Source organism: Cupriavidus sp. P-10, from assembly GCF_003402535.2.
In the GTDB taxonomy this organism is placed as follows: Bacteria; Pseudomonadota; Gammaproteobacteria; order Burkholderiales; family Burkholderiaceae; genus Cupriavidus.
Genome location: NZ_AP025173.1, coordinates 314432 through 338506, shown reverse-complemented (window position 1 = coordinate 338506; position 24075 = coordinate 314432). Strand labels below are relative to the sequence as shown.

At 63.5% G+C, this 24075-nt stretch carries 20 protein-coding genes; 17 read left to right on the top strand and 3 right to left on the bottom strand.

The window, feature by feature from the left end:
- The first annotated feature begins 146 nt into the window (after positions 1-146).
- The 7 genes from CTP10_RS39115 (at position 147) to CTP10_RS39085 (ending at position 7498) form a co-directional block, all read left to right on the top strand.
- Positions 147-1265, top strand: coding sequence for a branched-chain amino acid ABC transporter substrate-binding protein (locus CTP10_RS39115; protein ID WP_058697502.1), 1119 nt, complete (start codon positions 147-149; stop codon positions 1263-1265).
- An 88-nt stretch (positions 1266-1353) separates the two neighbouring features.
- Entirely contained in the window at positions 1354-2472 is a 1119-nt protein-coding gene (locus CTP10_RS39110) for a branched-chain amino acid ABC transporter substrate-binding protein (RefSeq protein WP_058697503.1), read from the top strand.
- An 85-nt stretch (positions 2473-2557) separates the two neighbouring features.
- Complete coding sequence (gene livH, locus CTP10_RS39105) at positions 2558-3484, top strand: high-affinity branched-chain amino acid ABC transporter permease LivH (RefSeq protein WP_058697504.1); 927 nt, start codon at positions 2558-2560, stop codon at positions 3482-3484.
- Between the two features lie 7 nt (positions 3485-3491).
- On the top strand, positions 3492-4751 hold the full coding sequence (locus tag CTP10_RS39100) for a high-affinity branched-chain amino acid ABC transporter permease LivM (RefSeq protein WP_058697505.1): 1260 nt from the start codon (positions 3492-3494) through the stop codon (positions 4749-4751).
- On the top strand, positions 4748-5527 hold the full coding sequence (livG, locus tag CTP10_RS39095; RefSeq protein WP_058697506.1) for a high-affinity branched-chain amino acid ABC transporter ATP-binding protein LivG: 780 nt from the start codon (positions 4748-4750) through the stop codon (positions 5525-5527). Before CTP10_RS39100 ends, livG begins: the two co-directional genes overlap by 4 nt.
- Complete coding sequence (locus tag CTP10_RS39090; protein WP_058697507.1) at positions 5527-6228, top strand: ABC transporter ATP-binding protein; 702 nt, start codon at positions 5527-5529, stop codon at positions 6226-6228. Before livG ends, CTP10_RS39090 begins: the two co-directional genes overlap by 1 nt.
- Before the next feature lie 172 nt (positions 6229-6400).
- Positions 6401-7498, top strand: a complete 1098-nt coding sequence (locus CTP10_RS39085) for a branched-chain amino acid aminotransferase (RefSeq protein ID WP_058697508.1) — start codon at positions 6401-6403, stop codon at positions 7496-7498.
- Positions 7499-7557: 59 nt separating this feature from the next.
- Here the strand turns inward: CTP10_RS39085 and CTP10_RS39080 are convergent, their stop codons facing one another.
- The 3 genes from CTP10_RS39080 to CTP10_RS39070 all read right to left on the bottom strand — a co-directional run bounded on the left by CTP10_RS39080 (position 7558) and on the right by CTP10_RS39070 (position 10170).
- Positions 7558-8481 carry a LysR family transcriptional regulator gene (locus CTP10_RS39080; protein ID WP_058697509.1) on the bottom strand — a complete coding sequence of 308 codons (924 nt, stop codon included), beginning with the start codon at positions 8479-8481 and terminating at the stop codon, positions 7558-7560.
- Between the two features lie 207 nt (positions 8482-8688).
- Positions 8689-9099 carry an HIT family protein gene (locus CTP10_RS39075; protein ID WP_058697510.1) on the bottom strand — a complete coding sequence of 137 codons (411 nt, stop codon included), beginning with the start codon at positions 9097-9099 and terminating at the stop codon, positions 8689-8691.
- 78 nt (positions 9100-9177) lie between these two features.
- Positions 9178-10170, bottom strand: a complete 993-nt coding sequence (locus tag CTP10_RS39070; protein ID WP_058697511.1) for an NADPH:quinone oxidoreductase family protein — start codon at positions 10168-10170, stop codon at positions 9178-9180.
- 345 nt (positions 10171-10515) lie between these two features.
- Here CTP10_RS39070 and CTP10_RS39065 point away from each other — a divergent pair, with 345 nt between their 5' ends.
- The 10 genes from CTP10_RS39065 to CTP10_RS39020 all read left to right on the top strand — a co-directional run bounded on the left by CTP10_RS39065 (position 10516) and on the right by CTP10_RS39020 (position 24066).
- A complete protein-coding gene (locus tag CTP10_RS39065; protein WP_058697512.1) occupies positions 10516-11856 on the top strand; it encodes an MFS transporter in 1341 nt (446 codons plus the stop codon).
- Positions 11857-12195: 339 nt separating this feature from the next.
- Positions 12196-14226 (top strand): NADPH-dependent 2,4-dienoyl-CoA reductase, encoded by a 2031-nt coding sequence (locus CTP10_RS39060; RefSeq protein WP_058697513.1) that lies wholly within the window; start codon positions 12196-12198, stop codon positions 14224-14226.
- 28 nt (positions 14227-14254) lie between these two features.
- A complete protein-coding gene (locus CTP10_RS39055) occupies positions 14255-15904 on the top strand; it encodes an AMP-binding protein (protein ID WP_058697514.1) in 1650 nt (549 codons plus the stop codon).
- A gap of 27 nt (positions 15905-15931) precedes the next feature.
- Positions 15932-16699: a glucose 1-dehydrogenase gene (locus CTP10_RS39050; protein ID WP_058697515.1), complete on the top strand. Its 768-nt coding sequence runs from the start codon at positions 15932-15934 to the stop codon at positions 16697-16699.
- Positions 16700-16717: 18 nt separating this feature from the next.
- On the top strand, positions 16718-17518 hold the full coding sequence (gene badI / locus CTP10_RS39045) for a 2-ketocyclohexanecarboxyl-CoA hydrolase (protein ID WP_058697516.1): 801 nt from the start codon (positions 16718-16720) through the stop codon (positions 17516-17518).
- Positions 17515-18288: an enoyl-CoA hydratase/isomerase family protein gene (locus tag CTP10_RS39040; RefSeq protein ID WP_058697517.1), complete on the top strand. Its 774-nt coding sequence runs from the start codon at positions 17515-17517 to the stop codon at positions 18286-18288. The genes badI and CTP10_RS39040 overlap by 4 nt, the downstream gene beginning before the upstream one ends.
- Positions 18289-18368: 80 nt before the next feature.
- Entirely contained in the window at positions 18369-19244 is an 876-nt protein-coding gene (locus CTP10_RS39035; RefSeq protein WP_058697518.1) for a DMT family transporter, read from the top strand.
- A 29-nt stretch (positions 19245-19273) separates the two neighbouring features.
- Complete coding sequence (locus CTP10_RS39030; protein WP_058697519.1) at positions 19274-20068, top strand: enoyl-CoA hydratase-related protein; 795 nt, start codon at positions 19274-19276, stop codon at positions 20066-20068.
- Positions 20069-20215: 147 nt separating this feature from the next.
- Positions 20216-22009 (top strand): acyl-CoA dehydrogenase, encoded by a 1794-nt coding sequence (locus tag CTP10_RS39025; RefSeq protein ID WP_058697520.1) that lies wholly within the window; start codon positions 20216-20218, stop codon positions 22007-22009.
- Positions 22010-22443: 434 nt separating this feature from the next.
- Entirely contained in the window at positions 22444-24066 is a 1623-nt protein-coding gene (locus CTP10_RS39020) for a Re/Si-specific NAD(P)(+) transhydrogenase subunit alpha (protein ID WP_058697521.1), read from the top strand.
- Positions 24067-24075: the final 9 nt, after the last annotated feature.

Sequence of the window (24075 nt, the reverse complement as noted above, 5' to 3'; positions counted from 1 at the left end):
ACCAGCCTTCGGCATGACGCGGTGCCCGAAACACCGGGCATTGCGTCATCGCCGGTTTCTCCGGTCAGGCCACGCAGGCCAGACCGACCTGCGTAGTTCTTTCCTCGAAATTCAGATCGATTCCGGACAACACCGGCATAGCAACCATGAAAACAACTCGCTCATTCCTTGCGATTCCGGCTGCGGCCGTGCTTGCATGCTTTGGCCCGTCCGCGCACGCGGAAACGGTGAAGATCGCTTTGGCTGGCCCCGTGAGCGGCCCCGTCGCGCAGTACGGAGACATGGCAAAGGCCGGTGTGTTGACGGCGGTCGAGCAGATCAATGCTGCAGGCGGCACCGGCGGGCGCAAGCTTGAGGTCGTCATGATGGACGATGCCTGCGAACCCAAGCAGGCCGTGGCGGTCGCCAACAAGATCGTCAGCCAGGGGATCCGGTTCGTGATCGGCCACCTCTGTTCGGGATCGACGATTCCCGCCTCGGAGATCTACGAGAACGAGGGCGTGGTGATGGTGACGCCTTCCGCGACCGCGCCGCAGCTGACCGAGGGCAAGAAGCGCAAGTTCATCTTCCGCACCATCGGTCGCGACGACCAGCAGGGCCCTGCGGCGGCCCGGTACGTCATTGCCCAGAAAGGCATCAAGGCGGTGGCCGTCCTGCACGACAAGCAATCCTACGGCCAGGGCATTGCCGCCACTGTGAAAAAGAACCTCGATGCGGCCAAGGTTCCCGTCGCATTGTTTGAAGGCATCAACGCGGGCGATACCGACTACTCGGCCATCATCACCAAGCTCAAGTCGCAGAAGATCGACTTTGTCTATTACGGCGGCTACCACCCGGAAATGGGACTGCTGCTGCGTCAGGCGCGCGAGCAAGGCATCAAGGCCGTCTTCATGGGGCCGGAAGGCGTTGGCAACAAGGACGTGACCGCGATTGCCGGTGCGGCTTCCGAGGGGATGCTGGTCACGCTGCCTGCGGATTTTTCGACCGACCCCGCCAATGCGGCCGTGGTGAAAGCCTTTGCAGACAAGAAGCGTGACATCAATGGTCCGTTCCAGCTGCCGTCCTATGCCGGCGTCAAGGTGCTTGCGGATGCCATTGCCGGCGCCAAGAGCACCGACCCCGCCAAAGTGGCTGCGTTCATGCACCAGAACAGTTTCCAGACGCCCATTGGCAAGGTCGAGTACGACGCCCAGGGTGACTTGAAGTCTTTCCGGTTCACCGTCTTCACCTGGCACAAGGACGCCACCAAGACGCCCGCCAACTGATTTTCCGCTGGGTCCGTCACGCTCCGGGAGGGCGGGGCGGGCCTCGGTGCTTTGCCCATCCCTACCTATTTCAACAATGGAGACTGCCATGAAATCCACGATTCGTCCTCATCGGCTTGCTGCGGCTGCCGTCCTCGCCGTCCTGGGGCTGTCCGCGCAAGCCCAGACCGTCAAGATCGCCATTGCTGGCGCCATGACGGGTTCGGTGGCCCAGTACGGCGACATGATGAAGGCAGGCGCCCTGACCGCCATCGAGCAGGTCAATGCCGCAGGTGGGGTGAATGGGAAGAAATTGGAGCCCGTCATCATGGACGACGCCTGTGAGCCCAAGCAGGCCGTGGCAGTCGCCAACAAGATCGTCAGCCAGGGCATCAAGTACGTCATCGGCCATGTGTGCTCCGGATCGACCATTCCCGCTTCGGAGATCTACGAGAACGAAGGCGTGCTCATGGTGACGCCGACGGCCACGGCGCCGCAGCTGACCGAGAGCAAGAAGCGCAAGCTCATCTTCCGAACGATCGGCCGGGACGATCAGCAGGGGCCCGTGGCCGCAGGCTACATCATCAATACGGTCAAGCCGAAAAAGGTGGCGGTGCTGCACGACAAGCAGTCCTACGGCCAAGGCATTGCCGCCACGGTCAAGAAGGAGCTGGATGCCGCCAAGGTGCCGGTGGTGTTCTACGAGGGCATCAATGCCGGCGAGCCCGACTATTCCGCCGTCATCACGAAGCTGAAGTCCCAGGGCATCGACTTCGTCTACTTCGGCGGCTACCACCCGGAGATCGGGCTCCTCATGCGCCAGTCGCGGGAGCAGGGCGTGAAAGCGGTCTTCATGGGGCCGGAGGCTGTGAGCAGCAAGGAGGTGACGGCCATCGCGGGCGCGGCTTCCGAGGGCATGCTGCTCACGCTGCCTGTTGATTTCTCTGCAGACCCCGCGAACGCCGGGCTCGTGAAGGCCTTTGCCGAGAAAAAGCGTGACGCGGGCGGCGCGTTCCAGATGCCGGCCTACGCTGCGGTCAAGATCATCGCCGATGCGATGTCCGGCTCCAAGAGCACGGACCCGGAAAAGGTCGCTGCCTTCATGCACCAGAACACTTTCCAGACCCCGATCGGCACGGTCCAGTACGACGCCCAGGGAGACCTCAAGTCGTTCAAGTTCGTGGTCTACACCTGGCACAAGGATGCCACCAAGACCGCTGCCAACTGATGCAGCACGTGGCTAGGCCGGCGTCCGGTTCAAGGATCGGATGCTGCCGGCCTGCTTTGAACGCTCTTGTTGCGAGGCATCCTGGATGAGCGACTTCCTTCCCCAATTCACCCAGCAACTGGTCAATGGCCTGACGCTGGGCTCTATCTATGCGCTGATCGCCATCGGCTACACCATGGTGTACGGGATCATCGGCATGATCAACTTCGCCCACGGCGAGATCTACATGATCGGTGCGTATCTCGGTCTGGTCACGCTCACCGCCATCGGGACGCAGGCGGGCTATCCGCTGCCGCTGGTGCTCGGCGCAGCGCTGCTGGTGTCGGTGGTGGTCACCGGCACGTACGGCTTTGTCGTCGAGCGCGTGGCTTACCGCCCCTTGCGGGGCGGGCCGAGGCTGGTGCCGCTGATCTCGGCGATTGGCATGTCCATCTTCCTGCAGAACTACATGCAGATCGCGCAAGGCGCGCGGGACGTTTCCGTGCCTGTGCTGGTGTCTGGCGCACTGGAGCTGGACATGGGCGGGGACTTCACCGTCACCGTGCCCTACGCACGCTTGCTCATCGTGGGCGTGACCGTGGCGCTGATGATCCTGCTGACGCTGTTCATCGCGCGTTCGCGCACGGGGCGCGCCTGCCGTGCCTGCGCCGAGGATATGCGCATGGCCAATCTGCTGGGCATCGACACCAACAAGGTGATCTCTTTCACCTTCGTGCTCGGGGCCATTCTCGCCGCCGTGGGCGGGGTGCTGATCGGGCTGACCATCGGCAAGCTCAACCCCTTCATCGGTTTCATCGCTGGCATCAAGGCCTTCACGGCCGCGGTGCTGGGCGGTATCGGCAGCATTCCCGGTGCCATGCTGGGCGGCATTGTGCTGGGGTTGGCGGAAACGTTCGCGACCGGCTACATGCCTGCGGAATACAAGGACGTGGTGGCATTCAGCCTGCTCGTTCTCGTATTGCTGTTCCGGCCGACCGGCCTGCTGGGCAAGCCGGATGTGGAGAAAGTGTGAGGACGACATGACACAAGCCATTGCAATGAAAGCGTCGCCGTTCCCCGCCGTCCTCAAGGACGCGGCGATCGCGGCCCTGTTGACCGCGGTGTTGACCATCCCGGCGCTTGGGCTCCAACTCAAGCTCGACGGGTACAAGATGGTCCTGGAGCCGCACTGGCGTCCCGTGTGGATTGCCGTGATCGTGGTGTTCCTGTTCCAGTTGTGCAAGCCGATGCTGGCAGGCGCGCGCGGCGTCGTGCGGCTGCCAGCCATTCCGATGCCGGGGCCGCATCAGCAGCGCGTGGCGATCTGGTTCTTGCTGCTGGCGGGGTTCGCGTGGTCGTTCTTCGGCTCGCGCGGGGCGCTCGACATCGCCACGCTGGCGCTGATCTACGTGATCTTGGGCCTGGGCCTGAACATCGTGGTGGGCTTCGCCGGGCTGCTCGATCTGGGCTACGTGGGCTTCTACGCCGTCGGCGGATACACCTATGCGTTGCTCAACCAGTATTTCGGATTGAGTTTCTGGGAGTGCCTCCCGATCGCGGCGGCGATGTCGGCCACATTCGGCTTCCTGCTCGGATTTCCGGTGCTGCGCCTGCGCGGCGACTATCTGGCCATCGTCACCTTGGGCTTTGGCGAGATCATCCGGCTGTTGCTGAATAATCTCACCAGCGTGACAGGCGGTCCCGATGGCATCTCGGGCATCCCCAAGCCGACGGCCTTCGGGTTCGAGATTGCGCGCGCCGCTAAGACGGCAGGCGCGCAGACCTTCCATGAACTGCTGGGCCTGACCTACAGAGGGGACCACATGGTGCTCTTCCTGTACTTGCTGGCGCTGTTGCTGGTGGGCTTCACGCTCTTCGTCACCAGCCGGTTGATCCGCATGCCGATGGGCCGGGCCTGGGAGGCGCTGCGCGAGGATGAGATCGCCTGCCGCTCGCTGGGCCTGAGCCCGACCCGCGTGAAGCTGTCGGCCTTCACGCTGGGCGCTTCCTTCGCGGGCATCGGCGGCGCCTTCTTCGCGGCACGCCAAGGGCTGGTCAATCCCGAGTCCTTCACCTTCATCGAGTCGGCGTTGATCCTCGCGGTCGTTGTGCTCGGCGGCATGGGCTCGCAGCTCGGCGTGGCGCTGGCGGCCATTCTGCTGACGGTGCTGCCGGAACTCACGCGCGAGTTTGCGGAGTACCGCATGCTGATCTTTGGCCTGGTGATGATCCTGATGATGATCTGGCGCCCCCAAGGGCTGCTGCCCACCAGCCGCCCCCATCTGGAGTTGCCGCGATGACTGCCATTGCATCTTCCGAATTGCTCACAGTCTCCGGCTTGCAGATGCGCTTTGGTGGCCTGATGGCGGTCAACGGCATCGACTTCCAGGTCCGCCGCAACGAGGTCTTCGCCATCATCGGGCCGAACGGTGCGGGCAAGACCACGGTGTTCAACTGCGTCGGCGGGTTCTACAAGCCGACCGGCGGGGACGTGATCCTGGATGGCCACCGCATCGCAGGGCTGCCCAGCCACCTCGTGGCACGCAAGGGCCTGGTGCGCACCTTCCAGAACATCCGCCTGTTCAAGCGTCTGACGGTCGTGGAAAACCTGATGGTCGCGCAGCATCTGCAGGTCAAGACGGGGCTGCTGCATGGGTTGCTGGCGACGCCCGCATACCGCCGCGCCGAGCGGGAGGCGCTGGTGCGTGCCGCGCAATGGCTGGATCGGATGGAGTTGACCGAGGTCGCCAATCGCGAGGCCGGGACGCTCTCCTACGGCCACCAGCGCCGCCTGGAAATCGCCCGCTGCATGATCACCAAACCCCGGCTGCTGTTGCTGGACGAGCCCGCGGCGGGCCTGAACCCGCAGGAAAAGCTCGAGCTCCAGCACCTGATCAAGCGGCTGCGCCACGAGTTCGGGATCTCCGTGCTGCTGATCGAACACGACATGGGGCTGGTCATGGGCGTCTCCGACCGCATTCTCGTGATGGAGCACGGGCGGCCAATCGTCACAGCCAGGCCCGAAGAGGTGCGGAACGACCCGCGCGTGATCAAGGCCTACCTGGGGGAGGAGTGATGCTAAAGCTGGAGAAAATCCACACCCACTATGGCGCCATCGAGGCACTTTCCGGGGTATCGATCGAGGTCAAGAAGGGGGAGATCGTCACCCTGATCGGCAGCAATGGCGCGGGCAAGACGACGCTGATGATGACGGTGTGCGGTTCCCCGCGCGCCAGCAGCGGGCGCGTGCTGTTCGAGGGGCGGGACATTACCAACCGCAACACCCACGACATCATGCGCATGGGCATGGCGATCTCGCCGGAGGGCAGGCGGGTGTTTCCCAGTCTGACCGTGGTGGACAACCTGAAGATGGGCGGCTTCTTCGCCGATCGCCATGAAATCGAGGCCGGGATCGAGCATGTGTTCAAGCTCTTTCCGCGGCTGCGCGAGCGTTCGGCTCAGCGCGCCGGAACGATGTCAGGCGGCGAGCAGCAGATGCTGGCGATCGGCCGCGCCCTGATGAGCCGTCCACGTCTGCTGCTGCTGGACGAACCCACGTTGGGTCTGGCGCCGCTGGTCATTGCGCAGATCTTCGACATCATCCGCACGATCCGGGAAGAAGGGGTCACGGTCTTTCTGGTCGAGCAGAACGCCAACAAGGCACTGCAAGTGGCCGATCGGGGCTACGTGCTGGAAACCGGGCGCGTCGTTCTCGCTGACACCGGCAGGAATCTGCTCACCAATGACCGCATTAAGCAAGCCTATCTGGGTGGATAGGGGCGGCACCCTGGGTGGCAATGCTTTGGCACGGGATTCTCTGAAAGGCCGAATGGGCGTCCTCCAATGCCAATGGCCGCGGCCTCGGCTTGCCACTTCGCCATCCAGTGCCACGAAGAGTTGGTCAGGATTTTCTGACCGTTGAGTTTGGGGTTTACACAAGGAGTAAAAAATGGGCAACGATGCCGATTTGAAGGTTTCGATCGAGAGAAGTCTGTCGCCGACTGCGCCAGAGGTGCGCGCGAAGCTGCTGGAGAATCCGGCGTTCGGGCGCCAGTTCAGCGATCACATGGCGACCGCTCGGTACTCGGCGGAACGCGGCTGGCACGACGCCAAGATTGAGCCGCGCGGTGGCTTCAACTTCGATCCGGCGTCGCTGGTCTTTCACTACGCTCAGGAAATCTTCGAGGGCATGAAGGCCTATCGCCAGCCAGACGGTAGCGTGGCGCTGTTCCGCCCCGACGCCAATGCCCGCCGCTTTCGCAATTCCGCGAACCGGCTGGCGATGGCGCCGCTGCCGGAATCCCTGTTCCTGGAGTCCGTGCGGGAACTGGTGCGTATCGACCGCGACTGGATCCCGGCGGCGGATGGCGCGGCACTCTATCTGCGGCCTTTCATGATCGCCACCGAGGTGTTGGTGGGCATGAAGCCTTCGGCCGAGTATCTGTATTGCGCCATCGCGTCGCCTGTGGGCTCCTACTTCAAGGCGGGCTCATCTGCCGTGACGGTATGGGTTTCCGAGGACTTCACCCGTGCCGGGCCCGGCGGAACCGGCGATGCCAAATGCGGCGGCAACTATGCCGCGAGCCTGGCCGCGCAGGCGGAAGCGGCCCGCCAGGGCTGCGACCAGGTGGTGTTCCTCGATGCCGTCGATCGGTGCTGGGTGGAGGAGCTGGGCGCGATGAATATCTTCTTTGTCTTCAACGACGGATCGATCCAGACTCCGCCCCTGACCGGCACGATCCTGCCCGGCATCACGCGCGAGTCCTTGATGGTGCTGGCGGGCGACATGGGAATGACCGTGCGTGAAGAGCCCTATGCCATTGACCAGTGGCAGGCAGATGCCCAAAGCGGCCGCCTGACCGAAGCGTTTGCCTGCGGCACGGCTGCCGTGGTGACGCCGATCGGCACCGTGAAAGGACGCCAGCACAACTTCACGGTTGGCGACGGTGATGTGGGGCCGGTGGCGAGCCGCTTGAAATCGGCCCTGCTCGATATCCAGCAGGGGCGTGCTCCCGACACGCATGGCTGGATGGAACGGATCGGCTGAAGCACTCCGCCCGCAGGTCTGCCAAACCCGCGGGCTTCTTCCTGTCTTCATCCTTGCGGCTAGCCCTTGGAAAAGAGCTCCATGATCGAATCGCGCAGCCATTGGATTCCTGCATCGCTGCGGCTTCTCTCATGCCAGTGAACGCGGATGTCGAAGGTGGGCAGTTGGAGCGGTGTAGGGGTCACGTGGAATCTGTCGAGGTGTTGAATGATGGACAGGCCGCCTTCGGGCAGCGTCAGCAAGTAGTCGCTCTTGGTCAGCAGGCTTTCGGCTGCCAGGTAGTGCGGCACACTCAATCCGATACGGCGGAACACCCCTTTGGAGCGGAGCACGCCCTCCACCAGGGCATGCCCGCTGCTCGCCGCATCGATGACCAGGTGCTCTGCCTCGGCGAACTTGGCCAGATCAAGCTTGCGCTGCGCCATGTGGTGCTCGCGGCGCATGATGGTGAAGAACCGGTCCTTGCGCACGGTGCGGGCATGCACTCTGCCCTTGATCATGGGTAGTGAACCCATGGCGATGTCGACAGCTCCCGAGGCCAGTCCGTTCTCGACTTCCTCCCACCGAAGCGACTGAATGGCAAGGCGAACACCCGGTGCCTTGCGATTGAGGTGCCCGTGGAGTTCCGGGAGAAACACCAGTTGGCCGATGTCGGACATATGGAGCTTGAAGACCCGCGTCGATCTTGCGGGGTCGAAACCCGTCGGCTGGACGAGCGCCTGTCTCAGGCCTTCAAGAAGCGGCTGGATCCTTTTGTACAGGGCGAGGGCTGTATCGGTCGGGGCCACCCCATAGCGAGACCGCACGAAAAGCGGGTCTCCCACCACGTCGCGCCAGCGCCGCACCATGAGTGAAACGGCGGACTGGCTCATGTCCAGCCGCAGGGCGACCTGGCTCAGATTTCGGGACTCGCAGATGAGGCAGAAAGCATGCAACTCACCCAGCGACCAGTTGTAGGGGCTCGATGGATCCGCTACGGCCATGTTGTCCTCGCTGGCTTTGGTCTTGCCCGGCTCAACCGGCAGCGGCCAAGAATGCCTTGCCGAAACCTGGCCGAGGCATCAACAAAGGTGGTTTCCGATGACGGCATAGGCGATCAATTCAAAAATCATCCTCGGTGCGGCATGGCTCACGGTGTTCGACTTGCCTTGCGTCGGAACATCCGCGATGGGGTTTGCGGCTGCTTGGCGCTATACAAAGCCAGTCAGCCGGGAGGCCAATGACTGCAGTTCTGTCAACGACGGCTCCTTGCGTGGCCATCCCAATGTCACGCCATCACCGTGCTGGCGCGGCAGCACGTGCAGATGCACATGCGGAACCGTCTGCCAACCTGCTGGCTTGTTCGTCTGCAGCACGGTGATGCCGTCCGGATGGAAGGCAGCTTCGACGGCGCGGGCGATGCGTGTTGCCGTCCGGAACAGCGCGCCAGCTGTCTCGTCGTCGAGATCGAGAATTGTCTCGACCTGCGCCTTGGTGGCCACAATCACATGGCCGGGGTTGACCTGGCCTGCGTCCATGAAAGCGATCGTTAAATCGTCTTCATAGACGATGGCAGCGGGAATCTCGCGCTGAATGATGCGGGTAAAAATCGTGGCACCCATATATGTTCCTGCATGAATGTTGTGCCAGACGGCTGTCGGCGAGGGCCGTGTGTCCGGCTTGCTTTGAGGGGAACCGTCCTATCGGATGGTGAGGACGAGCTTCCCGATCACCCCTCTTGACGCGAGCCGGGCCGCTGCGTCAGCGAAGGATTCGAGAGGGAACGTTTGCATGACGCGCGGGCGCACGAACCCCTGCTGGTAGAGTTGGTTGAGCTTCGCCTGGGCCTCTGCGACGAGCTCGGGCGAGTGCATCGGATAGTCCGTCCACTGCATGCCGGCGACGGAGATGTTCTTGAGCAGCAGGTAGGAGCCCTTGATCACCGGAATCTTGCCGGCGGCAAATCCGATGATCACGGCCCGGCCGCGCCGAGCGAGCTGTCGAATGCACGCATCGAACACGTCGCCACCCACGGGGTCCAGAAATACGTCGGCACCTTTGCCGTCTGTAGCGCGATGCACTTGTGCGCGAACGGACTCGGGAAGGTTGGGGACGGACAGGTCGATCACCTCGTCGGCTCCGGATTGGCGCACCGCTTCCGCCTGGGCTTCCGAAGTCACGCCTGCGAGGACTTTGGCACCAAGCCCCTTGGCGATCTGCACGGCGGCCAGGCCGACGCCTCCGGCGGCGCCACTGATCAGTACGGTCTCGCCTTTGCGGAAGCCGCCGCGATCAGTGAGCGCAAAGAACGCCGTCTGGTACACGAGGCCCATCGCAGCCGCATCGACGAAGGGCATTTCGGTCGGAATCTTGTGCGCGCTCGCCTGCGGAACGGACAGACGACTTGCAAAGCAGCCGTTTTCCACCTGCGCCACGACGTGGTCCCCGCTCTTGAGTGAGCTCACGTTCGCACCGACCGCCTCCACGATCCCCGCCGCATCCTTCCCAGGGATGAAGGGCGGCTCAGGCAGGACTTGGTATTTCCCGCTCATCACCAGGAGATCGGGGAAGTTGATCGACGCGGCCTTGACGCTGATCAGGACGTCGTCGGGGCCGACAACTGGGTCGGTCACCTCTTCGACGCGATGGATGCGAGGGTCTTCGCTGAATTGACGGATGACTACGGCTTTCATGCTGATCGGACGAGGTAGGGGTGGCGGGTGCGCGCTTCAAACCCAACGGTTGTAGCTACCCCGTTCCGCTGACAATGGGGCGCGCGTCTACGTCATTATGTATGCATCATTGCATATCTCATAACAATATTTCCAAAAAACTAGTGTAAACCCCTGTTTTGTCGCTGCATATACATCAAGATATTGATGTATATGATAAGTTCTGCGAAGATGCCGCCGTCGTGAAAACGATGGGCCGCGTGCAGGTCTGTTCAGGCCGCTTGTGTCTCGCATGAGAGTGCCTGCGCAGTGGGTCCCTGGCCGTGGTTCCGATGCATTCATACCGAAATGAAGGAGACGAGACCGATGCGAGAGATCAACGTTCACGAACTAGCCGACAAGGCCAAGTTCAACCGCTTCCACGCCAAGGTGCTGGCCTGGTGCTTTCTGGTCATCATCCTTGACGGCTACGACTTGGCGGTCGCTGGAGCGGCGCTTCCAGCCATCATGAAAGAGATGGGCGTGCAGGCTGCGACCGCCGGATTTATGGCCAGCTCGGCGCTGTTTGGGATGATGTTCGGCGCCATCTTCCTGGGCGCATTGGCCGACAAGATCGGGCGTCGCTGGACGATCTCGCTGTGCGTCTTTCTCTTCAGCGTGTTCACTGCGGCAGCGGGCTTGACCAAGGACCCTGTCACGTTCAGCATTGCGCGCTTCATCGCCGGGCTGGGCATTGGCGGTGTGATGCCGAACATCACCGCACAGATGACGGAGTACGCCCCGAAGCGGATCCGCAGCTTCCTGACGACCGTCATGTTCTCCGGCTACGCCATCGGCGGAATCCTGGCCGCAGTGCTGGGCAAGCAGTTCATCGCGCAGTTCGGCTGGCAGATTGTCTTTTTCGCTGCCGGCGCTCCGGTGCTGTTGATTCCCTTCATCCTGAAGTCGATGCCGGAATCGCTGTCGTTTCTGGTGTCCCGGCGCGACAGCGGGCAGCTGCGTCAGCTTGTCCAGTCCATCGACCCGGCGTTCAAGGTCGGCACGAACGACACGTTCCGCCCGCCTCAGGCGGCTCATTCGGAATCGGGCGTGACGGTGGCGCAGCTGTTTCAGGATGGCCGGGGGCTGAGCACGGTGATGTTCTGGGTGGCCTTCTTCACCGGCTTGTTCATGATCTACGCGCTCAGTACCTGGCTGACGAAGCTGATGGCCATGTCGGGCTACAGCCTGGGTTCCGCGTTGAGTTTCGTCATCGCACTCAATGTGGGGGCGGTGATTGGCTCGATCGGCGGCGGCTGGCTCGCGGACCGGTTCCACATCAAGTGGGTGGTCGTCTGCATGTACGCGCTTGGGGGCGTTTTCCTGTACATGATGACGCTCAAGACCTCGACCGAGGTGCTCTATTTCATCATCGCTGCCGTCGGTGCCTGCTCCACGGGCGCGCAAATCGTCGTCTATGCCTACAGCGGCCAGTACTACCCGTCGGACATCCGCTCGACCGGGATCGGCATGGCGTCGGGCATCGGGCGCCTTGGCGCGATCGCGGCTCCCTTGCTGATCGGGCTGATCGTGTCGCTGCAACTTCCGCTTGAGCAGAACTTCCTGGTCATTGGTGCCGCAGGCGTCCTGGGAGCCGCTGCGCTCGCATGCATCAACCATGGCCGATCGGCGTCAGAACTGACCCTCAAAACGGGTACCGCCGTGTGAGTGCGCCAACGGCTGGGCCTTGGCGGCCCAGCCGTTGGCTGCGCTATTGCGCTTCGAGTCCCGCCTTGCCCTGAGCCGGATCCCGAACGGCACAGCCGGGGGGGCAAGGGATCCCTTGCGAACCCCGCATGTCCCGGATGCCGCGCAGCGCCGGCGCTGCCGCTGGAGATCTCACTCGCACACCTATTTGTGTAGTGATATTGATCTTTTGTGATGACTAATGACCGCAAAAGTAGGTATAAACCCCAGATCATTGAAATAATATACATCATGATCTTGACGTAAATGGGCGAACCCGAGATCATTGAGACCACCCTAGGCCCACCACGAGAGACAAGCATGCCCGCTTATCCACACCTCCTCAGCCCCCTGCGCGTCGCTGGGGTAGATCTGCCGAACCGCATGGTGATGGGCGCGATGCATACGCGCCTGGAAACGCTGGATCGTCCCCACGAAAGACTGGCTGCCTTCTACGCAGCCCGCGCCGCGGGTGAGATCGGCCTCATCCTCACCGGTGGCTACTCTCCCGTGCCCGAAGGGGTGATGGACGAAGGCGGTTTGGTGCTGGACAAGCCCGAGCAGCTGGACGAGCACCGCGTCATCACATCGGCGGTGAACGAGGCCGGTGGCCACATCGTCCTGCAGATTCTTCACGCGGGCCGCTATGCCAAGGTGCCCACCTGCGTCGCACCTTCGGCCGGCAAGGCGCGGATCAACGTTCATCCACCGCGTCCGCTGACGACCGCGGAGGTCTGGACAACCGTCGAGAGCTTTGCTCACACATCGGCGCTGGCGGAGCAGGCCGGATATGCAGGCATCGAGATCATGGGTTCCGAGGGCTACCTGATCAATGAGTTCACGGCAGCGTTGACCAACCAGCGCGACGACGAGTTCGGCGGGGACTTCGAGCGTCGGATCCGCTTCCCGCTCGAAATCGTCAAGGCCGTGCGGGCGCGGGTCTCCCCGCAGTTCATGGTCATCTATCGCATCTCGTCCATCGACCTGATGGACGGGGGCATGACCGGCGAGGAAGTTGCCGAATTTGCCCGCCGTGTCGAGGCTGCGGGCGCGGACATGATCAACACCGGCATTGGCTGGCATGAGTCGTCCGTGCCGACGATGGCGGCCCCGGTGCCGCGTGCTGCCTGGATCGACGCGATCCGCAACGTCAAGCGCGCGGTTGGCATTCCGGTCATGGCGTCCAACCGCATCAACGCGCCCGATGTGGCCGAGGAGATCATTGCCTCCGGCGCGGCGGATCTGGTTTCGATGGCCCGCCCGTTGCTGGCCGACCCTGAGTTCGCCCGCAAGACGCGCGAAGACCGTGCCGACGAAATCAACACCTGCATTGCCTGCAACCAGGCCTGTCTGGATCGCATCTTCACTGACCGCGTGGCGACTTGCCTGGTCAACCCCAGAGCGGGGCGCGAGATCGAGTTCGACAACAGCAAGACCGCCACTCCCAAGCATTTCGCCGTTGTCGGCGGTGGGCCCGCGGGCATGGCGTTCGCGATCAACGCCGCCCAGCGCGGACATCGGGTCACGCTGTTCGAGGCGGGCGACCAGTTGGGCGGCCAACTGAACATGGCCCGCAAGGTGCCCGGCAAGAACGAGTTCAACGAGATGTTGCGGTACTTCCGGGTCACGCTGGAACGCTTGCAGGTGGCCGTGCATCTGCAAACGCGTGTCGAGGCCGGAGATCTGGCCGGGCGTGTGCGCTCGGGAGAGTTCGACGAGGTGGTGATTGCGACCGGCGTGGTGCCGAGGGAGCCCGATATCCGCGGGCTCGATCACTCGAAGGTGGTCAGCTACCTGGATGTGCTGGCCAACGGCGCGCCGGTGGGCAACAAGGTAGCCATCATCGGCGCGGGCGGCATTGGCTTTGACGTGGCCGAGTACCTGGTCGGCAATGCCGAGGAGTCGCTCAAGCCACAGGTGTTCATGGATGCCTGGGGGGTGGATACGGGTATCCGCAGCGCGGGAGGCCTCAAGGCGCCTGCGCAGCACGCGACTGAGCGCGTCATCCACATGTTCCAGCGCAAGCCCGAATCACTGGGCAAGAACCTGGGCAAGTCCACGGGCTGGATTCTCAAGGCCAAGCTGCGCAAGGCCGATGTGGCCATGACTGCCGGTGCGAGCTACCGGGCGGTCGACGATCAGGGCCTGCACTACAGCGTGAATGGCGAGGCTCGCGTCTTGGACGCGGACACCGTCATTCTCTGCGCGGGACAGCTGTCGAACCGGGCGCTGTTCGATGGCTTGGCCAAGCGGGGTGTCAAGGCCCACGTGATCGGCGGAGCGGATGTCGCGGCTGAGTTGGACGCATTGCGCGCCATCGACCAGGCAACGCGCTTGGCGGTTTCGTTCTGATCTTCACCAGTCCCACCCGGAGAAAAGCATGACGAACAAGTTCAAGCAAGACCTCGATAAGAATCCCGGCAACTACCGGCCGCTGACCCCGCTGGGGTTTCTCGACCGTGCGGCGGATGTCTATCCAGACCGCATCGCCGTCATCCACGGCGAGCGGCGCTATACCTGGGCCGCGTATGCCGAGCGCTGCCGCAGCCTGGCGCGTGCCCTGATCGGTGCGGGCATTGAGCGCGGCGACACGGTCGCCATCCTCGCGGCCAATATCCCGGAGATGCTGGAGGCGCAATTTGGCGTGCCGATGGCGGGCGCGGTCGTCAACTCCATCAATATCCGCCTGGATGCGGCAGCGATCGCCTTCATCCTGCAGCACTCGGAGACCCGTTTGCTGTTGGTGGATCAGCAGTTTGCAGATGTGGCGCGTGCGGCGGTGAAGCTTTCCGGCATGCAGATGGATGTCGTGGACATCCGTGGCAGCGACGTCCCCGATGCCGAGCCGGTCGGCGTGATCGACTACGAGAGCTTCTTGGCTAATGCGCCGGCTGATGCGCAGCTGCGGTACCCCGAGGACGAGTGGGATGCCGTCGCGTTGAACTACACCTCGGGAACCACGGGCAATCCGAAGGGGGTGGTCTACCACCACCGCGCGGCCTATCTCAATGCCCTGGGCACCGCCATCTATGCGCGGCTGAACATCGGAACGCCGGTCTATCTGTGGACCTTGCCCTTGTTCCATTGCAACGGCTGGTGCTATGCCTGGGCCATGGCAGCCGTGGGCGGCACGAACGTGTGCTTGCGCAAGGTTGTCGCCGAAGACATCTACGAAGCCATCGGCCGACATGGCGTGACGCATTTCTGTGGTGCGCCGGCGGTGCTGAGTTCGCTGGTGGCTGGCAAGCCGCAGAACTGGAGCAATCCAAGCTCACCCATTCTGGTTGCTTGCGCCGGTGCCTCGCCGCCGGTGTCAGTGATCGCGCAAACCGAGGCGCTGGGTTTCGAGGTGCTGCATGTATATGGCATGACCGAACAGCACGGCGTCAACACGGTGTGCGTGACCCAGGATTCCTGGGCCGCCATGGCGCCGGAGGAGAGGTCGCGCCACATGGGCCGCCAGGGCGTGCGCACGGCCGTGGCGGGAGACATGATCGTGGCCAATCCCCATACCCTCCAGCCGGTGTCGCGGGACGGCAAGACGATTGGCGAGGTGTTGTTCCGCGGGAACCTGGGCATGAAGGGCTACCTCAAGAATCCCGAGGCCACACGCGAGGCCTTCCAGGGCGGCTGGATGCACAGCGGTGACCTGGCCGTGGTGCACGAGGACGGCTACATCGAGATCAAGGACCGCTCCAAGGACATCATCATCTCCGGTGGCGAGAACGTCTCGTCCATCGAGGTCGAAGAAGTGCTGTTCACGCATCCGGCGGTGTTCCAGGTCGCAGTGGTCGCTGTGCCTGATGCGAAGTGGGGTGAAGTGCCCTGTGCTGTGCTGGAACTGCATCCGCAGTACGTAGGCACGCTGACGCAGGAGGAGGTCATCCAGTTCTGCCGCTCCAGGCTTCCGGGCTTCAAGACACCCAAGCACGTGATCTTCGAGCCGATCGTGCGCACCGCGACCGGCAAGCTCCAGAAATTCAAGCTGCGCGACCATGTCGCTCAGGTCATCGCCAACCGCAACTACTGACTCGTTTTACTACAGGAGAGCATTCCTATGCGTGGACTCAAAGACAAAGTCGCCATCATCACTGGCGCAGCCGGCGGCATCGGGCGCAGCCTGGTGCAACGCTTCCTGGAAGAGGGCGCGCGCGTTGCCGCCCTGGATCTGAACCAGGCCGGCCTCGATGAACTCAAGGGCCAGTTCCAGCAGTACGCGGGTCAACTGGCCACGGTTCAGCTGGACATCACGGATCACGATGCGGTTGCCAAGGCCGTGCAGAGGATCCATGCCGACCTCAAGCAGATCGACATCCTGGTCAACAACGCTGGCTGGGACGTGGCCATGCAGTTCGTCGAGACCACTCCCGATCTGTGGGACAAGCTGATCGCGATCAACCTCAAGGGGCCGCTGAGCCTGCAGCACGCCGTGGTTCCTCTCATGGTGGAGGCTGGTGGCGGCAAGATCGTCAACATCGCCTCCGATGCGGGCCGCGTCGGCTCGTCGGGAGAATCGGTCTACGCTGCTTGCAAGGGCGGCATCATCGCCTTCAGCAAGACGCTGGCACGCGAGACCGCGCGCAACAACGTGCGCGTCAACGTGGTGTGTCCCGGTCCGACCGACACCGCGCTGCTGCAGTCCTTCACGGGTGGCGGTGAGTTCGGCCAGAAGATCTACGACGGCCTGAAGCGTGCCATCCCCCTCAAACGCCTCGGCCAGCCCGAGGACATTCCCGGCGCCGTGGCGTTCCTCTCGAGTGACGATGCCAACTTCATCACCGGCCAGGTCATGTCGGTGTCCGGTGGCCTGACCATGCACGGCTAACCCCATCAGGAGACGAACATGAGCGACTACACCGACATTCTCTACGAAGAAAAGGGCGGCGTTGCCCGCATCACGATCAACCGCCCCGAGAAGTACAACGCCTTCCGTGGCAAGACCTGCGATGAGCTGATCGACGCGCTGCACCGCGCCGGCTGGAACAAGGCTGTTGGCGTCATCGTGCTGACCGGCGTGGGCGACAAGGCGTTCTGCACCGGCGGCGACCAGTCCGCGCATGACGGTGGTTACGACGGCCGTGGTCTGGTCGGCCTGCCGGTCGAGGAGCTGCAGGGCTTGATCCGCGAGGTGCCAAAGCCCGTGATCGCCCGCGTCAACGGCTATGCGATCGGCGGCGGCAACGTGCTGGTGACCTGCTGTGATCTGGCGATTGCTTCCGAGACGGCGCAGTTCGGCCAGGTCGGCCCCAAGGTCGGCTCGGTGGATCCCGGCTTCGGCACGGCGTTCCTGGCCCGCGTGGTCGGTGAGAAGAAGGCCCGTGAGATCTGGTACCTGTGCCGTCGCTACAAGGCGCAGGATGCGCTGGCCATGGGCCTGGTCAATGCCGTGGTGCCCGCCGACCAGCTCGATGCCGAAGTGCAGAAGTGGTGCGATGAAATCCTGGCGCTGAGCCCCACGGCTATCGCCATCGCCAAGCGCTCCTTCAATGCCGACTCGGATTCGATCCGCGGTATCGGCGGCCTGGGCATGCAGGCGCTGGCGCTGTACTACGGCACCGAGGAGTCGCACGAGGGCGTCAAGGCCTTCATGGAAAAGCGCAAGCCCCGCTTCCGTCCCCAGCCTGACGAAGGCAGCCAGGCATGAGTGCCGAACTGACCTACCGTGAGGATGTCGCGGTACTGACGCTGAACCGTCCGAAGGCATTGAATGCCTTGAACGCCGAAATGGTGGGCGAGATCGCGGAGCGCCTTGACGAGGTTGCTGTGTCGAAGGCTCGGGCGCTGCTCATCGTTGGCGCAGGCGGTGGCAAGGCCTTTTGCGCCGGCGCCGACGTGGGCGAACTGCAGGGCAAGAATGCCGACCAGCAGCGCAAAACCGCACGGCGTGGTCAGTTGGTGTTTGCCAAGCTGGACAGGCTGCGCATCCCCTCGGTCGCCGTTATTACCGGGGTGGCGTTCGGGGGCGGGCTCGAACTGGCGATGGCCTGCACCTTTCGCATCGCGACGCCCACGTCGCGCCTCGGGCTCCCCGAAATCAAGCTGGGCCTGATTCCCGGCTACGGAGGCACGCAGCGTCTGCCCCGCTTGGTTGGCGTTGGGCGAGCCGTCGAGCTGATTGCCAGCGGCCGTGCGATCGATGCCCAGGAAGCTGAACGCATCGGTCTCATCCATCGCATCGTCGAAGCCGAAGACCCGGTCGATGCGGGAGCCGCTTACCTGAAAAGCCTCGGAGAGCCGTTTCCGGCATCGCTGGGCCATGCACTCGAGGCCATCCGGCATTCGCAGTCCATGCGCCTGGAGGATGGGCTGCAGGAGGAGGCAGAGTGCTTCTCGGCGGCGACCCAGACCTGGGATGCCGATGAAGGCGTCACCGCCTTCCTGGGCAAGCGCAAGCCTCAGTTCGCCGGACATTGAGCGCGTCGCCTTCAGACCAGGAGTCCCTTATTTCCAGCGACCTTCATCTCCCGGAGCCGGTGCATGCGGCGGCGAGTCCGATGCTGGTGCGCTCGATGCCCTTTGTGTTTGTGGTCATCTGGGCCACGGGCTTTGTGGTTGCCCGATACGGCATGCCGCATGCACCGCCGATGAAATTCCTGGCGGCGCGCTATGCCTTGTCGGTCGGCTGCTTTGGCGTCTGGGCGCTTGCCGCGCGGGCGACCTGGCCGCAGGGCGCGCGGGGTTGGCTGCACCTGAGCGTCACCGGGATGCTGATGCACGCCATCTACCTTGGCGGCGTCTGGAGCGCGGTGAAGCTGGGGATGGGCGCGGGTCTGACTGCACTGCTCGTCGGGTTGCAGCCGGTTCTGACAGCGATCTGGCTCTCCCGCCGAGGCGGCCGAGTGACAGGGGCGCAATGGGTTGGCCTTTTTCTCGGACTGCTGGGCTTGCTGCTGGTGGTGTGGGCGAAGCTGGGCTTCGGAGAGGTCGGCCCTGCCAGCTTGGGTGGTGCGCTGCTGGCCCTGCTGGGCATCACGGCGGGAACGCTTTACCAAAAGCGGTTCGTGACGCCCTGCGATGTCCGCACTGCCAGCTTCATCCAACTGCTGGCGGCGTTTGCGGTCACCACGCCCCTGGCGTTGCTGGAAACGGAGCCGATGCAGTGGGTCGATGCCGCAGGAGGACTGAATTCCGAATTGGCAGGGGCCATGGCCTGGTCGGTGCTGGGGCTGACGTTGGGGGGCAGTTCTCTGCTGTACCTGCTGATCCAGCGTGGCGCCGCAACCTCCGTCACCAGTCTTTTCTACCTCGTGCCTCCGACCACAGCGGTGATGGCGTGGATGCTTTTTGGTGAGCCGATCACGGGCCTGACGGTCGCCGGTACGGTGGCCACTGCAATCGGCGTGGGAATCGTCGTGCGTAAGCAGAACTAAGTTCGATCACTTCCCGAAGGAGAAGGACCATGACATTCAAGAACATTCTGTTCACGGTCGAAAGCGGTGTGGCTCGCATCGTCCTGAACCGGCCGGAAAAACTCAACAGCCTCGACGCGGCGACCATGGTTGAGATCCATGAGGCCATGTCCCGCATTGAAGCCGATCGCCAGTTGCGGGTTCTGGTGCTCGGCGGGGCGGGGCGCGCCTTCTGCGCGGGACAGGATCTCGCCGATCCCGCCATGCAGGCCGTCGATGGCAAGTTGCCGGACATCGGCAATCTCGTGGAGCGGTATTTCAAGCCGCTGGTGATGCGCTTGCAGAACCTGCATGTCCCCACGGTCGCGGCGGTTCAAGGGTTGGCTGCCGGAGGCGGTGCCTCCATTGCCCTGGCCTGCGATCTGGTGGTCGCAGCGCAATCCGCGTATTTCCTGCAGGCCTTCTCCAGGATCGGGCTGACGCCGGATACCGGGAGTACGTGGTTCCTCACGCGATCCGTTGGCACTGTGCGTGCGCTCGGTCTGGCAATGCTCGCCGAGAAGCTGCCGGCCACCAAGGCGGCCGAATGGGGACTCATCTGGCAGGTGGTCGACGACTCGGAATTCGCAAGCGCCATCGACGCTCTGGCAGCACGGATCGCCCGGATGCCGACGAAGGCGCTGGTACGCACTCGGCAACTGATGCATGCGGCCACCGGCCATACCTTGGAGCAGCAACTGTTCATGGAGGCCAGCTTCATTCGCGAAATGGGATGGAGTGCCGACTATCGCGAAGGCTTGCAGGCATTTACAGAAAAGCGGGCTCCGAACTTCACCGGCGAGTGACCGGCATGTTGTCGCAGCCAGTCCCTGCCAATGTCTCAGGCGCTGGCTCTGCCGGAACCAGGCACCCAACCCAGTTGGGGAGACGAACAAGAAATTTTTCCACCTGTTTGCATTGATGGACGCAAACGCTTCGCCATAGGAGGCCCTATGAGTCACTACACACCACCCATGCAGGACATGCAGTTCGTGCTGAATGAACTGGCGGACCTGCACGAAATTGCGGCGCTGCCCGGCTATGGCGAGGCCACTCCAGATGTCGCTCGAGCCGTGCTGGAAGAGGCTGGGGTTTTTGCCTCCGAGGTCATCGCGCCTCTGAATCATTCGGGCGACGTCGAAGGTGTTCGCCTGGAAGACGGCCTCCCGCGCATGCCTGCCGGATGGGCGCAGGCCTATGCGCGCTTTGTCGAAGCTGGCTGGCCGGCACTGGCCGCCCCCGAAGAACTGGGCGGACAGAACCTTCCCGGTGTGCTGGCCGCTGCGGTCGAAGAAATGTGGAACAGCGGGAGCGTGGCGTTCGGCCTGCTGAGCCTGCTGTCACGGGGGGCGGTGAACGTATTGCGGCACGCGGGCTCGCCCGAACTGCAGCAGCGGTACTTGCCGCGCATGATCAGCGGCGAATGGACCGGCACGATGGTGCTAACCGAGCCCCAGGCAGGCTCCGACCTGTCCGCTGTGCGTACCCGCGCTACCCGCGCAGCCGATGGCGCTTATCGGCTGCACGGCACCAAGATCTTCATCACCTATGGGGACCATGATCTCGTCCCTAACGTGGTGCATCTGGTGCTTGCCAGGGTCGAAGGCGCCCCGGCCGGAACCAAGGGGATCTCGCTGTTCGCGGTGCCCAAGGTCCTGGTCAACGACGATGGTTCGCTGGGCGAGCACAACGACGTCCGGGCGGTGTCGATCGAGCGCAAGCTTGGCCTGCACGCCACGCCCACTTGCGTCATGGCCTTTGGCGATGGGGCGGGAGCGGTGGCCCATCTGGTCGGCGAGGAGAACCGCGGGCTGGAATACATGTTCATCATGATGAACTCGGCGCGTTTCGCCGTGGGTCTGGAGGGCATCGGCTTGGCCGAACGCGCGTACCAGAAAGCCAGGGATTATGCACGGGAGCGGGTTCAAGGTGTGGAGCAGGGCGGCGAGACTGGCGCCAAGGTTCCGATCATCCGCCACCCTGATGTGCGCCGCATGCTGTTGAGCATGAAATCCCGGATCGAGGCCATGCGCGCGCTGGCGGCGGTGATGGCGGGAAGCATGGACCAGGCGGCGCTCAATCCGGATGCGGAAGTCCGGGATGCCCACCAGGCTTTCGTCGAACTGATGATGCCTATCGCCAAGGGATGGTTCACGGAAACCGGGCTGGATGTTGCCTCCATGGGCATCCAGGTTCACGGCGGCGTGGGCTTTATTGAGGAAACCGGGGCGGCCCAGTATCTGCGCGACGCTCGCATCACGACGATCTATGAAGGTACCACGGGCATCCAGGCGATGGATCTGGTTGGACGCAAGATCGGTCGCGATGGCGGACACGCGATCGGCGCGGTGATCGTGCGCATGCGGCAGGTGCAGGCCGACCTGGCATCCCACGCGCATGCCGAACTGCGCGCTATCGGGGCTCAGCTGAACAAGGGCATCGGCGATCTCGAGGCGGCAGTCGAATCGCTCGTGAAGTCGTGGGCAGGCGGCCCCAAGCCTGCTCTGGCGGGATCTGGGCCGTTCCTGGAGCTCTTGGGTATCGTGGCGGGTGGGTGGCAGATGGGTCGCGCCGCATTGGCTGCGAACCGGCTCCTTGAATCGGATCCAGGTTCGGAATTTTTGAGCAGCAAGATACTGAGTTGCCGCTTCTACGTTGACCACGTTCTTTCCAAGTCGGCGGGGCTGCGTCATACCATCGTTTCTGGCGCTGGCGCCACGCTGGCGTTCCCTGAAGCGGCGTTTTGAAGAGGCGACGACTTGCAATGCCATTGCGCGAACACAGTTAGTGTTTTGTGCTGTAAATGCGCGAGCGTTGTGATCGCGTGGTCGAGTGGCCTGACTCTACGGGAAGCCTTGGCAAGGCTTCCGGCGAGGAAGGTCGTATGCGAAAACCACGCTGCCTATTTTTCACGCTGCTGTAGGTGTTAGTTCCGAATACTCGTCCGTGCACCGTGGCGATTTGGGTCGGCGGATCTTCATGAAAGAGAAGGTATTACGGGGTAGTGTCTTCAAACGTTCCTTCGAGGGCTGGTGCGGCGCCATATCTCAGTCGGCTCCTGGCTTCTTTGGGGCCGCTTGCCGTTGCAAGCGGTCACTCGGCGAGGTTTCGCTCGGATCCCCAGCCCAACGGGCATAGGGCCATACCAGAAGGATTACCAAATATCAGGAGAGGATCTTTCATGCAGACAGACCCAAGCTTGGCAGCGCAGCGCAGTGACACCCAGCGCATCGGCGTCCCCCGCGAAACTTTCCCCGGCGAAAAACGTGTAGCCACCGTGCCCGACGTGGTGGAAAAACTCATCAAGCTGGGCTTTTCGGTCGCCATCGAATCGGGCGCGGGCGAGGCCGCCAACTTCAGCGACGAAGCCTATCGCGCCGCCGGGGCCGAAGTGCTGCCGGATGCCGCGGCGCTGTGGGCCGCCTCGGACATTGTCTTCAAGGTGCGCCCGCCCTGCCCCGAGGAAGTGGGCCTGATGCGCCAAGGCGGCACACTGATCGACTTCATCTGGCCGGCGCAGAACCCCGAGCTGATGCAGCAGCTCGCCGCCAGGAAGGCCACGGTCCTCGCCATCGACTGCCTGCCGCGCACACTTTCGCGCGCCCAGAAGATGGATGCGCTGACCTCTACGGCTGGCGTCTCCGGTTACCGCGCCGTCATCGAGGCGGCCCATGCCTTCGGCCGCTACTTCAATGGCCAGATCACGGCGGCGGGCAAAGTACCGCCTGCCAAGGTGTTCATCGCCGGTGCCGGCGTGGCGGGCCTCGCCGCCATCGGCACGGCGGCCAATCTGGGCGCCATCGTGCGGGCCAACGACACGCGTGCCGAGGTGGCCGACCAGGTCAAGTCGCTGGGCGGCGAGTTCGTCAAGGTGGACTACGAGGAAGACGGCTCCGGCGGCGGCGGCTACGCCAAGGTCATGAGCGAAGGCTTCCAGGCCGCGCAGCGCCAGATGTACGCCCAGCAGGCCCAGGACGCGGACATCATCATCACCACCGCGCTGATCCCCGGCAAGCCCGCACCCAAGCTCATCACCGCCGAGATGGTGCAGAGCATGAACCCCGGCAGCGTGATCGTGGATATGGCCGCCGAGCAGGGCGGCAACTGCGAACTCACGGTGCCCGGCGAGGCCGTGGTGCGCCATGGCGTGACCATCATCGGCTACACGGACCTCGCGTCGCGCTTGGCCAAGCAATCGTCCACGCTGTACGCCACCAACCTGCTGCGCCTGACCGAGGAACTGTGCAAGGCCAAGGACGGCGTGGCCGTGGTCAACATGGAGGACGACGCGATCCGCGGCCTGACCCTCATCAAGGATGGCGCTATCACCTGGCCGGCCCCGCCGCTCAAGGCTGCGCCCGTGCCGGCGCCCAAGGCGGCGGCGGTCCCCGTCGCCGAGAAGAAGAACGGCCACGGCCATGGCGCCGGCGCGCCCATGTCCGCCAAGGCGCTGACCCTCATCTTCTGCGTGGCGGCCGTGCTGTTCTGGTGTATCGGCGCCTATGCGCCCGCGGCCTTCCTGAGCCACTTCACGGTGTTCGCGCTGGCCTGCTTCATCGGCTACATGGTGGTGTGGAACGTCACGCCCGCGCTGCACACGCCGTTGATGAGCGTGACCAACGCCATCTCCAGCATCATCGCCATCGGCGCGCTGGTGCAGATCGCGCCGCCCGACGGCGTGGGCGGCGGGCGGCCGGACGAGCTGATCCGCTGGCTGGCCTTTGCTGCGCTGGTGCTCACGGCCGTCAACATGTTCGGCGGCTTTGCCGTCACGCGCCGCATGCTGGCCATGTTTCGCAAATAACCAGAACGA